The sequence below is a fragment of the Mesorhizobium sp. M0663 genome (assembly GCF_040320585.1).
Lineage (GTDB): Bacteria > Pseudomonadota > Alphaproteobacteria > Rhizobiales > Rhizobiaceae > Mesorhizobium.
The window spans coordinates 17102-29603 of the sequence record NZ_JAMYPX010000048.1; the positions used below are offsets into that span (position 1 = coordinate 17102).

Genomic DNA, 12502 nt, shown 5'->3' on the forward strand with positions numbered 1-12502 from the left:
GCGCTCAGGCCTTCTGCATGTTCCACATTGGAACGAGCACCGGAATACCGATGAGGCCTGTCAGTGTCTTGCGTCGCGCGATCGGCTGGACATAACCGCCCAGGCGAACATCGCCGACGAAATCCCACCATACTTTTTGCATTTTGCGGGCCAATGCCTTGCGCTCGTCAACCGTTTCGACATCCGCCCATTTGGCCCGGAGAGCCTCGTATTCGTCGCTCCTCGGCCAGCCGTACCAGGCCTTGTCACCATTTGCAGTCAGCAAGGGCGTGCCGAGGGGGTTGCTATTACTGTAACCGGTATTGGTTGTAATAAACATATTCCAGCCGCCGTTCTCGATAGCGCCCTTGTTCGGTCGCCGCGCGGCGACCCCACCCCAGTCGCTCGGTGCAAGCTCGGCATTGACGCCAATGTTCCGCAACGCGGCAGCCAGAAGCTGAGAGGCATTGCTTGACTCCGCCCAATCAGTGGGCTGCAGGATGATAACTCTTTCCCCTGCATATCCGGCTTCCTTGAAGAGTTGCGTCGCTTTTTCAGGATCTCCACCCTTTTTGTACCATCCTGTATTTTCGTCATTGTAATAAAGAGTTCCACTTCCAAACAACGAAACGACCGTGCTCGAGTATTTTGGGTCTGAAGACATGACGCGCATATACGCATCCTGATCGATCAGGCTAAGCATCGCTTGGCGTGCCTTGACATTGTCAAAGGGCTTCTGCAGGTGATTCAGGCGCAGCACCACGTCCTGCCCCGTCTTGTTCAAAATCTGCAGTTCAAGGTTGGGGTCGCTTCCGATCACTGAGTATAGGTCTGCCGGCGGCGTCTCGAAGTAATCGATCTCACCCGCTTGCAGGGCCGCAATCGCGGTCTGCTGATCGGCAATATTCTCCCAGGTGACACGTTCGACGTTGACGACCTTCCCACCGGCGAATCCGTCGGACGGCTCCTTGCGCGGTACGTATTTGTCGTTTCGGTCGTAGGTGAAGCTCGCGCCCGGCTTTGCGAGATCATGATTGAACTTGAACGGCCCCGATCCGATATTCCCCGTCACCTGTTCGGTTGCGGGACGTTCCGCATCCTTCTCGCGCATGATGAAAAGGGTCGGGCATGGAAGCGTCGCCAGTATGTCGATCAGAATCCCGAGCGGCTCTTTGAGCGCGATCGTAAAGGTCTTGTCGTCCTTCTTCGCGATATCCTTGGCTCGTTCCATGATCAGCTGGCCCCCAGGAGTCACCTGAGCCCAACGCCGAATTGACGCGACGCAATCCGCTGCGGTGACGGGAGTGCCGTCGTGCCAGCCAAGGCCGTCCCGGAGCTCAAATGTATAGATTTTTTTGTCGTTAGAAACGCCCCATTTTCCGACCATCTGCGGCTGCGGCATAAACTTGGAATCGACCGCAAACAGGGTGTCGTAAATCGCCGCTCCGTGATCGCCGGTAGTGTTGGTTGCCGTAAAGATCGGATCGAAGATGGTAAGGTCTCCCTTCACCATGCGGACCGTCCGTGCGGCGGCTGGCGGCGTCTGCGCCCGCAGAACGGACGGGATCGATAAAGCCGTTCCGGCGGCCAGGCCCACTTTGATGAGTTCGCGTCGAGAGATTGTCATTTCAATTCCCCTTTTGGCTTGATGGCGCTGTTGATCCGCACCTGATCCCTAAATGCCTACGGCTTGGAGCATACGCGCGAGCAGTCGCCGGGTTGAGCCAAAAATCGCAGGCCGCTGAAACGCAGGCCGCACAAATCAGGGCCTGCTGAAACATTTCGCGCGGATCGTCACGGCGAGCCGGTGAGGCGACCGCCCGTCGGAAGCGGCGGTGACTTTCATGCCTTCGACGGCTGGACACGAAAACGGCAGAAACGCCTCGATCGCGGCGGGTGGCACGGGAGCGGCGGACGCGAGGATTGGCTTCGACAGCCGAATCCTACGCCAAATGAACTCCCCACCCTTCAAACACACTGGGGTGAATATGACGCGCTGGTTGTGTGGCCCGCCGGCCATTTGGGTCGGGTCGCTGTATTGTTTGATGCCAAATTAGGCGATCAAAATCTTCCAAAGCGGGTTATGCCGCTATTTCACTGCGATGATGCCTCCAGCAAATGCTGGCGAAGGAGAACCAAGCCTTTAGAGCTGGCACGCACAATCCATCCGGCTCGCCATCGGTAGGCAGTCCTGAGATGCCAAAGTATGGCTGCGGACACTTCTGTCGAGTTTGTCGACTCCGCGACACAGCCTTGTAATGTCCTTTCTCGCCTCCGCTAAGCAGTGGAAATGCAATGCCAACAAACTTCTCCAGCTCAGTCAATCCGAATTGGCACGAAATTTGAACCGCTCAATGCGAAGCTGCGGGAGCTGTCTAGCGGACTTAGCTCAAAGGGAGCCGGAATGGAAGGAGCACAGCGTATCAGATGTCAGAGGTTATATACTGCGGCATCGTCGCTGGCGCAATTAACTTGGGAAGTGAAGAGCCGTCGGCCTGCAGTTGGACAGAACGGACATACAGCCCGTAAGGCATTACTTCTGCCGCATACCTATTGCCAATTCCTGAAATGAGGCGATCGAATCATGGATGTACCTATGAAATATTTCGGTGCGAACGTTGTCGAGTCGCTATCCTTTCCCCAATTCGTACCACTAGCACCCAATCTCGTCGCCGCGAAATTCGAGCTGATGAAATTTACGCCAGCGAAGCACATTCTCGATGACGCGCTGGCAAGCGGACAGTTGCGGCCGGGCGGCCATGTTATTGAAAGCAGTTCTGCCACGTTCGCCTTAGCTCTATCGATCCTGTGTTCTTTATATGACCTGCGCCTGACGCTCGTCACGGGTCCAACGTCGCAAATCGTTCGGTGGAGATTGGAGAATTTAGGCGCAGTCCTGCATACGGTCCAGGCCAGTAAGAACTGCGAAGGTGGGATACAGCAGGCGCGTCTAGCGGTGCTGGCCGAATTACGTTCGTCAATGTCCGATAGCTTTTGGCCGCAACAATATACAAATCCGCTGAATTCCCTCTCGTATAATTTCATTGCCGAGCGAGTCCTCCTATCGCAGCCAAAAATTGATTCGATAGTTGGTACGGTCGGCAGTGGGGGATCTCTCTTTGGAATTGCCTCTGTCTTGCAACGTGAGAACCCTAACTTGGAAGTAATCGCCGTCGACCACAACAGAAGTGCGATTTTTGGTGCCCAGGCCCCGCGGATCAGCAAGATGTGCAGGGAAACATTCGAACAGATTCTTGGGATGGGGGCAGGAATTCCCATGGGCAATGTAAACTTTGAAAGCTGCGACGAAGTCCACTGGGTGCCGGTTCCGAAAATGGTCCAGAAGGTTCACGAGCTCCATCGACGAACTGGAATGCTTGTCGGGGCGTCGAGCGGTGCCGCTCTTGCCGTTGCAGAGTGGCGTGCAGCGCAGAAGCCTTCGCAGCACGTTCTGACCATTCTTCCAGACCACGGTGTCCGCTACGTGGAGACGATTTTTAATCCGACATGGCTGAACAACTGGAACGAAGACCTTGTCCGGGATTGGGGAGGGCCAAGGGAGGTTTCTTCGCTACAAGAGGTATCGGAGGGATGGTGTCGATTCAAATGGGGTAGACGCAAATACCGACATGTGGCCGGGAGCGACCCGGCACCCCGCCCCGCTGGGTACAACCCGTGAGATCTCGTTAGACGGGGCACTTTTATGATGAAAGCTATAGAGCCGATGGAGAACTGCTGTTTTAGTGAGATTTAGTTGCGGGTAATAGACCAATCTATCGGTCGCATACCACTATAGTGCAATGGTTGGGAAGTGTGTTGAAGAATAATGAACTTTAAATCCTGATTTTCCTGATTCGAGTGCCGCTGGGCGATAGCGTCTCTTTCACCGCGGTGGTGTCCGGCCCTGAGGCGTCTCCGCAGGACGGTGGTGGCCATGACCATAAACAGCAGGGTTCGACACTAGCGGTCGAATAGCTACGGCGATGGACGATCTAGACCGAAGGATCCTTACGGTACTACAGAAGAACAATCGGCTCTCCTTTGCCGAACTGGCGGAACTTGTCGATTCCTCGGCAGCCTCATGCATGCGGCGAGTGAACAAGCTGCGTTCGACTGGCGTGATCGTTGCGGATATCTCGCTCGTTGATCCGAAAGTTCTTGGCAAATCGCTTACCGTTGTCGTGACAGTAGAGCTTGACCGCGACCGTCTGGACTTTGTCGAGGACTTCAAGCGCGCGATGCAGGCGGCTAAGGAGGTTACCCAGTGCTATATGGTCACGGGTGATGCCGATTTCGTCCTGATCGTGGCGGTCGAGGATGTCGATGCCTTTGACGTCTTCGTCAAGAAGAAGCTCTTTATCAACCCCAACGTGCGAAAATTTAAGACCATGATCACGCTTGATTGTGTCAAATTGGATCCGCGGATCACGGTGTAGCTTTCGATTGCGCTGATCGAGGCCGCTTTTTGAAGTGCCCACTGCACATTCACTATGGGATTGAGTTTTATGATCATAACGATACCATCCGGTCCACGCTGGAGATGCGAGATTTTCGGCGTACGGTGCGACCATCCGGGATAGGGACCCGCGAGCACGTGACCTGCGGGCAGGCCGATCGGGGCGCTTTTTGCTTTCGCATGCTGCCGCCCTATCCTGAAAAATTCACGGGGTTGGCGGATGTGGCGGAAGCGTTGAAATGGCGTAGGATTTAGTTGCTTAAATAGGCCCATCCGCGCCTTTCCCGGAGACCACACCCGTCATGAATGATCTTACGCTGCCGCTCAGCGGTATGGCATCCGCCGGCGGCAAGCCGGTCGTTGCCCGTTTTGACGGAGGCTTGCTGTCATTCCAACAGCCTTTGGGCTCTGCCTGAGGTAGAGAAACGACTGCGGGTGGCCGACTGTCTGGTGCGCTGCATCGACGATCCGCGCTGCCCGGACAGGTCGTCCACAGCCTGGATGGCGGATATGATCGGCTTTCGCACGAAAATGATCGCCGCCGGCTACGAGGACGGCAACGACGCCAACCGGCTGCGCCGCGATCCGGTCTTCAAGATGGCCCAGGATGCGCTGCCGTCGGGTCGGGATCTGGCGTCGCAATCGACGCTGTGCCAGCTGGAGAACCTGCCTGGCGTGCGGGAGCTCGTCGCGATGGCGCGGGCGATGGTTGATCTCTATTGCGCCTCGTTCCGGCAGGTGCCGAAGCGGATCGTACTCGACATCGACGCTGTGCACGGAGGCCAACAGCTTCGCCTGTTCAAGGCCCAATACGACGAATACGACTTCCAGCCGATCGTAGTGTTCGATGGTGCGGGACGGTTCGTCAGCGCGATCCTGCGACCGGCCAAGCGGCCGAGCGGGGCTGAGATCCGCCCCCACGCGCCGCCTGGTGCGGGCGGTCCGGAGCGTCTAGTGCATAATTTATGTAGGGGGACGCGGAGGTCTGGACACCGCACAAGGAATCCTCGGCCCGCATTAGTTGATACACCGGGGATTCCTGCGCCGATGACAACAACTCTAGTTATTTTGCTCTCCAGACAATTGAGGGCGAGCCGGATATAGCGTCAAACCATCGTAAATTCCTTTGGCATCGAAGTGCTGCGTCATGTTGAACATCAGATGGCTCCCAATTCCTTCCCTACTTCCGTGAAAGCCTGGACAGCACGGTCCACATCCGCACTCGAATGTGCGGCTGACATCTGCGTGCGGAGGCGCGCCTGGCCCTTCGGCACCACCGGGAAAGAGAAGCCGATCACATAGATGCCGCGCTGCAGCATCTTCTCGGCCATCTGCTGCGCGAGGCTCGGGTCACCCAACATCACGGGAATGATCGGATGGTTCGCGCCAGCCAGCGTGAAGCCCGCATCCGACATCTTAGTCCGAAAGCGGTCGGCATTGGCATAAAGTCTTTCGCGCAACGCAGCCCCTCCTTCCATAAGCGCGAATGCTCGGATCGAAGCGGCAGCAATCGCGGGCATCAGGGTGTTGGAAAAGAGATAGGGCCGGGATCGCTGCCGTAGCCAGTCAATCACCTGGCGCTTGCCCGACGTATAGCCGCCGGAAGCCCCGCCCAGCGCCTTGCCGAGCGTCCCAGTAATAATATCCACCCGGCCTTCGACGCCGCAATGCTCGGCCGAACCGCTTCCGTTCTTGCCGAGAATTCCGACAGCATGGCTATCGTCGACCATCACCATGGCGTCGTATTTTTCCGCTAGGTCGCATATGCCTTTGAGATTGGCGATGGTGCCGTCCATCGAAAACACACCGTCGGTGGCGATTAGCCTAAAGCGGGAATCCTTCGCTTCCTGCAATCGCGCCTCAAGATCGGCCATGTCGTTGAATTGGTGTAGCGGAAGCGTTTGGCCTTCGATAGCCGCACCCCATCGATGATTGAGGCGTGATTGAGCGCATCGGAGATGATCGCGTCCTGCTCATCAAGCAGCGTCTCAAACAGGCCACCATTGGCATCGAAGCACGAAGAATAGAGGATTGTGTCCTGCGTGCTAAGGAAGCGTGAGATCGCTGCCTCGAGCTGCTTGTGTTCTTCCTGCGTGCCGCAAATGAAGCGCACGGATCCCATGCCGTATCCATAGCGGTCGAGGGCCTGTTTTGCCGCCTCACTCAGTTCACTGCTATCTGAGAGACCTAGATAATTGTTGGCGCAGAAATTCAGAACCTTGCTGCCGTCCGCGAGTTCGATCTCGCGCGACTGCATCGAGGTGATGACCCGCTCGGACTTATATATAGCCCGGCCACCTTCAGGCTTTCGAGTTCCACCGACAGATGGGAATGAAGGCGGCGGTCATCGGCACTCCGTTGAATTCGAATTTGGTGGTTCCAGACGTTACCGATCCAAAAGCCGGTGCGACGAGGCGCGACACCGTGAACAGCGATGCGCTATTTCACTGGCGAAACCGGTGCTGTAGGCAGCCAAGACCGCCTGCCAACGCTCTTCGAGCCAATAACTTGGTCGACCGTCGCATGACTAGGTTACGATCAGGGATAGTCGACAACACTCGACCATGCCGGATCATCGTGCTTTTGCCAGTAGAGATCCATGAGCTGACGCGTGATGGAGCCGACGTGTCCACTGGCGATCGGAGCGTCGTCGATGCGGGTCACGGGCATGATGCCACCGGCAGTCGAGGTGATGAATACCTCGTCAGCTGCTTTGATCTCAGTACGACTGACATCAGCAGCCGTGGCGGACCGCCCAATCTCGGAGCAAAGATCGAACACTGTCCGGCGGGTGATGCCCGGCAACACCCCAAAAGCGGGCGTGCTCAAGGAGCCGTCCTTGACAACGAATACATTGAAGCCAGGCCCTTCCGCAATGTGACCGTTCGCATCCAGGATCAGCGCTGTCTCCGCCCCCATGTCGTAGGCGTCGAAAAGGCCCTTCACGAGATCGAGCCAATGATAGTTCTTGATCGAGGGATCGATGGATTTGGGCGGAATGCGAACAGTCTCGCTGATCGCGACGTGCAAGCCTCTTTCCAGCTGTTCCTTGTTGGCAACAGACCCAAAAGGGACAGCAAACGCGATGAAGCGGTTCTCCGCCTGCCGGGGATCGCGGCTGAATGTCGGCGACGAACCGCGCGTGCAAATCATCTCCACGTACGACGACTTGTGCCCTGACAAAGCGACACAATTTCTAAGGATCGACTCTATTGTCTCCCGATCATAGGGTAGCTTCATTCGCAGCCGCTCCATACCCCGGAAGAAACGATCAAGGTGCAAATCCAATCGGAAGAACCTGCCATTCCATACATGCACCGTGTCGTATGTGGCATCCGAGTGCAAAAATCCCCAATCGAGGACGGAGATCTTAGCCTCGGACATCGGCAGGTATTGCCCATCCATAAAAGCGACTCCGTCCGGGTAGCCCCGTTGGTCACAGTAATGCTCAGCGACAGCCGGAAGAACAGGCAAGATCTGTGTCATGGGAATGGCCATTCCTTTTCCTTACACCAGGATGGTTACTTTGCCAGCGTCGAGGGGTCGGCAACTCACACCGCCCTCACACAGGATCGACTGTGCCCCTACATCGCACGGTTGCGTAGATGAAAAAGGTCAATCTGATGCTGGACACGCAATGGCGGTTTCAAAACGCGGTCCGGAGTGATGACTTCAGCGCAGCCCGCCCAACTCTACACCGTTACCCGCGGCTCAAACTTGACTCGATCAAGCGAAATCATGCTCTGGAATTTTCGGACATTAGGGTTGGTATAGAGCTTTGTCTTGACGAAGACGTCAAAGGCCTCGACGTCCTCAACCGCCACGATCAAGACAAAGTCGGCGTTGCCCGTAACCATGTAGCACTGGGTAACCTCTTTGGCCGTGCGCATCGCGCGCTTAAAATCGTCGACGAGGTCAAGACGCTCCCGGTCCAACTCAACCGTGACAACAACAGTAAGCGATTTGCCAACAGCCTTCGGATCCACCAACGAGATGTCCGCAAGGATCACGCCATCCGAACGTAGCTTGTTAACTCGACGCATGCATGACGCTGCCGAAGAACCGACCAATTCCGCCAGTTCGGCAAAAGAAAGCCGGTTGCTCTTTTGTAGAGCCGTAAGAATCCTTCGATCTAGGTCATCCATGAAAGAATGTCTGCTATGATTGCGGCTTCATAATCGCCGGAGGTGGCGGCACAATCATTTCAGATTGCCCCATAATTTGAAATAAACAAATCAATTTTAACCCGCCGAGGGCAAGAATCAGCCGCTGCCAGGAAGACCTATCGTGGGGAGGACGTCTATGGACGTGGCAAAGCCGAGATTTCAAACTCGCCGCGGCAGGACCGCTGTGGGAGCATGAGGAAATGTGGGGCGATTATGCGGCGAGAGCTGTTTCGTCTGGTTCGTGATTGTCGTTCGCCATACCAGGAAACCATTGCTCGAAGGTCGAGTGCAGGGAGCCGTCGCCGATCCTGCTCCACTACTTGCTGCTTTTCGCGAACCGCTTGCGATGACAGCACTGACGGTTGCTTCAACGAAGGCGCGATTTTTCACACCTAAAGCAGTCCTGTAGCCGTTCCTTCGTTTGGCACGATTTTTGACACTACTCGTTGCGAGGCGATAGGAGCGCCGGCCCATATTCATGTGGTGAGGAGACGCCCAGCGCCTTCACCATCGCCGCCGCCAGTGTCGGCGGTGTGGTCAGCAGAATCCGCAGCCGCACCTTGCCAGCGATCTCCAGCTCGATCATCGCTGGTGGCGACGCCGGCACCGAAGCGGCGACAGGCCCATCGGGAACCACGACAACTTCGGCAAAGCCCGTCTCGCGAGCCCTCACGGTGCCGCGCCAGATCAGGCTGGTCGCGACATCGTACTGACGCACCCCCGCCACTGTGGCCCCGAGCGCTAATGCCGCAGCTAGTATCCGGCACTGATGCTCTTCATTCCAACGACGACGACGCTCAGGCGGGTCAATAACGTCAGATGGCTCATGCTGTGCTGCTAACTACGCTCGTAAGGACGACCTTAAAAGCTACTGTGCCATGCTCGCGCAAGGCAGCTTCGCTGGACTTCGCCGGCGAAATAAGGAACCGAGAAATCGACTACCGTCTGCGTTAAGCGTCAATACCCGTGACAACCTCGAGGAAGCACAGAGACGACCTGGCGATGGCAGCGCACCATCTTAGAACCGCGGACTTGCGACGTATCCAACCCGTCGAGGGCAGACAGGCGCAGCAAACGGCACCCGGCCGCGACACATCATTTTGCCGTTGCCGCGAAATGGTCGAGCCCGCGCTCTCCCAAACATCGCCCTGAGGCAACTCTGGCGCTTCAAGGGTGGCAACGCCGGGCGCGGCCAGATTAGGCATGGCGGCTCGCCCCGAACGGAAAAGCTAGGGCTGCGTGTTCGATTTATTCGAGCGCGGCTTTGGCGAAGTGGAGAAGGTCGAACACGGGTACTGAAGTCACCGTTCGAATCGTCTTGCGGAAGTCGGGCACCAACGTACACTCAAGCACAAGTATGCCAATGCCACGGAAGGTGCCATTTTCGGCGAATGCTTCGGCCAGCCGGGCGCCGAACTGCTCTGACATCCGATCTTTGGTCCAGCCACCGGGGCTCGAGTACTTGGAAGGGGATTGGATGCTTTTGGCCCACTCGGGTAGCTCTGATACGCTCACGAAACGGAGACGGTCGAATTCCGGGTGGTCCTCCAACAAAGGGGCGAGTGATTTTGCGTCCCAGGTGATAATTCCAACGGGCAGGTTACTTATGCGCAAGGCGAGATCGAGGAACTCGAGCCCGCTGGTAACTGTAGGAGTGCACGTCCGTCCATAAAGTTGCTTTCGTGATGCCCACATATACCCGCAGTCTCCGATGATCAGTTGAGTGTGGCCATCAAGCCGACCAGCCGCCTCGAGCATTCCGCGGGTGGCCTCCGCTGTTGGAATCTTAATCCTCTCTGCATCGGCAGCTTTGGCGATCGCGCTACGGTACGGAACCTGCCAAAATGACGGATCGTACACCACAAACGGTGTAACCGCATGCCGCGCGATGAGCTCGGCAGACGACTCTTCCGTTGCCTCTTCATAATCCAGCTTGACGATGCCCAACACCGGGGCCTTGTCGATCATCGTCCTTTTCACCTCACTCATGTCAGCGACTCCTCATGCTATAACAAACCACGTTCACTCTTGGCTATTTGTACTGTCGCGAACTTTCGCGAGCGTCATGCGCTGGCCGGCGCGCCATGGTGTCCGACGGCCCCGCCGTGTCCTTCTATTGCGCGCATGTTAGATCTTTCCTATTCCAACCTGCGGATGAAAGTCTGATCAATCGTCGTCTCTGAGCTCCACCCCCGATCCTGTGCAGTTCAAGCCAATCCGACTGCTTTGCACACTTGCGCCAAACAGTTGTTCCCTCTCGCCTTCAGCCTTGACAGGGAACATGAGAGACTAGGGCTGATGGGCGGAACCGCAGAACCCCTCCTATTCTTCGCAAGGAGTCGAAAAAGGTGGGATCGACCAATCGATCAAATCGACGGCGCGCTGAAGTATCGCCTCGGTCTGAGCAGGGCTGGGCGAAGCGGCGATGACATGTCCGATCAAGTCGCGGTAATCGCCTTTCCTGACTATCGGCGTCTTGGGTCCAACATACAATTTGACCTCGGCGACGCCTGGCACAGCAGCCGCCTGACTGTCGCCATCGATCCAATCGAGGGTGCCATCGCGATCAGGAGCCAGAAACCGCGCGGCCGCAGTCTGCGAATGCCTTCTGTGCAAATCGCATTCGTCGCCGATGGCAAGCTTGATGTGTTCGGTGATGAGATCAATACCGTAAGCCAGCTGAATCAGTTGGGGAGTGGGCGCGCCATGAAGCCGCGGATTGACTTCAATGACGACTGGGCCACGCTTCGTCCACCGGTATTCAATGCCCGTTGGCCCCCAGCCAAGGCCGAGAGCTCGCAAACAGCTCAGCGAAACATCGGCGATACGCTCATGCTCGTCATCAGTCAGCGGGGCCGGAATGGTGGAACTCCGATAGACGAAATGCGGTGGGGGGCCGAAGTCACCACTGCCAATTCCAATGATCTGATCTCCCATTATGTCGGCCCAATAACACGGACCTTGTGCGAATTCTTCGACCAGTATCCTCGGCGAAGACCGCCATATGTGCTGCCCGCCCAATAGATAGGTCGTATGTTCGGCTAGCTCATCGACGTTGCGGCACAATCGGATACCGACGCTGCCGCTGCCTACGGCAGGCTTCACAATCACCGGCAGTCCGATTTCCGCGGCGGAGCTTTCTACGTCCGACCCGTTTGTGGCCAAGCGATAAGCAGGAATTGGAACGCCGGCCTCCGCGAGGAGCTGACGTTGAGTAAACTTGTCACTGCATCGTTCAACGGATGCCGGGTTCGGTCCCGGTAGGTTGAAGTGCCGGCACAGCTTGCCAACTGTTGCATAGACCGTCTCGTCGACGCGCGCAAAACCACTAATACCCGCAATGCCGTGCGTCGCACGCAGCTGTGAACATTCGCGGATGAGCGCATCGACATTGTCGGTGTCGACACGAATTGCCTCACTCCGTTCCGAAGCAAGATAGTCGTATTGAGCTGGATCGGTTGACAGGGTAACTGGATGAAGACCAAAACGCCTGGCCGCTTGGAGATATCTCAAACCATTACCTCTCGAATTGCCTTCAATCAGGATAAATGCTCTGCTTGCCATTGGCTGGTGACTCCGAGGTTGCGTACTGTGCGGCGGTCCGCGCCTAAATCGGCATCAGCTTATTAACTTTGCCTGACCTCAGACCTTGGGGGGTAAGGTACTATTTTTGGCAGCGTACGGTCGCAAAGTTTCTGTAAATTTGTTTGAAGGATCTGTTGCAGCGTTTTGATTACCGCTATCGGGCAAGGAGCGTCTCGACGAATTGCGGAGAGTTGCAATGCTCAGGTAAGCGCGACGCCGCTCCCCTCGTGCGGGGCATGAGGTGAATGTGCGAAGAATCCCCCCGATCGCGAGAGACGGAGGGCCTACGTGGGAGCAGACGGCAAAATGGACGTCG

At 56.6% G+C, this 12502-nt stretch carries 8 protein-coding genes and 3 pseudogenes; 3 read left to right on the forward strand and 8 right to left on the reverse strand.

All coding sequences use genetic code 11. The annotated features are described in order from the left end of the window. Positions 1-4: 4 nt before the first annotated feature. Positions 5-1606, reverse strand: a complete 1602-nt coding sequence (locus NKI54_RS33850; protein WP_352694111.1) for an ABC transporter substrate-binding protein — start codon at positions 1604-1606, stop codon at positions 5-7. Between the two features lie 969 nt (positions 1607-2575). Between NKI54_RS33850 and NKI54_RS33855 the strand changes: the two genes are divergently transcribed. The 3 genes and pseudogenes from NKI54_RS33855 to NKI54_RS33865 form a co-directional block, all read left to right on the forward strand. After that, a complete protein-coding gene (locus NKI54_RS33855; protein WP_352694114.1) occupies positions 2576-3658 on the forward strand; it encodes a pyridoxal-phosphate dependent enzyme in 1083 nt (360 codons plus the stop codon). Between the two features lie 304 nt (positions 3659-3962). Continuing rightward, complete coding sequence (locus NKI54_RS33860) at positions 3963-4415, forward strand: Lrp/AsnC family transcriptional regulator (RefSeq protein ID WP_352694116.1); 453 nt, start codon at positions 3963-3965, stop codon at positions 4413-4415. 322 nt (positions 4416-4737) lie between these two features. Beyond that, a pseudogene (locus NKI54_RS33865) lies at positions 4738-5384 on the forward strand (transposase); the annotation flags it as partial. 208 nt (positions 5385-5592) lie between these two features. On the opposite strand, the pseudogene NKI54_RS33870 reads toward NKI54_RS33865, so the two are convergent. From NKI54_RS33870 to NKI54_RS33895, 7 genes and pseudogenes are all read right to left on the reverse strand, one after another. Further along, a pseudogene (locus NKI54_RS33870) lies at positions 5593-6783 on the reverse strand (glycine C-acetyltransferase). 190 nt (positions 6784-6973) lie between these two features. Then, positions 6974-7921, reverse strand: coding sequence for an aminotransferase class IV (locus NKI54_RS33875; RefSeq protein WP_352694127.1), 948 nt, complete (start codon positions 7919-7921; stop codon positions 6974-6976). 206 nt (positions 7922-8127) lie between these two features. Beyond that, positions 8128-8580: an Lrp/AsnC family transcriptional regulator gene (locus NKI54_RS33880; protein ID WP_352694118.1), complete on the reverse strand. Its 453-nt coding sequence runs from the start codon at positions 8578-8580 to the stop codon at positions 8128-8130. Between the two features lie 232 nt (positions 8581-8812). Then, a pseudogene (locus tag NKI54_RS36630) lies at positions 8813-8979 on the reverse strand (ISKra4 family transposase); the annotation flags it as partial. Between the two features lie 61 nt (positions 8980-9040). Continuing rightward, positions 9041-9328, reverse strand: a complete 288-nt coding sequence (locus tag NKI54_RS33885; RefSeq protein WP_352694120.1) for a transposase — start codon at positions 9326-9328, stop codon at positions 9041-9043. A gap of 521 nt (positions 9329-9849) precedes the next feature. Further along, positions 9850-10590: an aspartate/glutamate racemase family protein gene (locus NKI54_RS33890; protein ID WP_352694121.1), complete on the reverse strand. Its 741-nt coding sequence runs from the start codon at positions 10588-10590 to the stop codon at positions 9850-9852. Positions 10591-10923: 333 nt separating this feature from the next. Further along, on the reverse strand, positions 10924-12165 hold the full coding sequence (locus NKI54_RS33895; protein WP_352694123.1) for an ATP-grasp domain-containing protein: 1242 nt from the start codon (positions 12163-12165) through the stop codon (positions 10924-10926). Positions 12166-12502 lie beyond the last annotated feature (337 nt).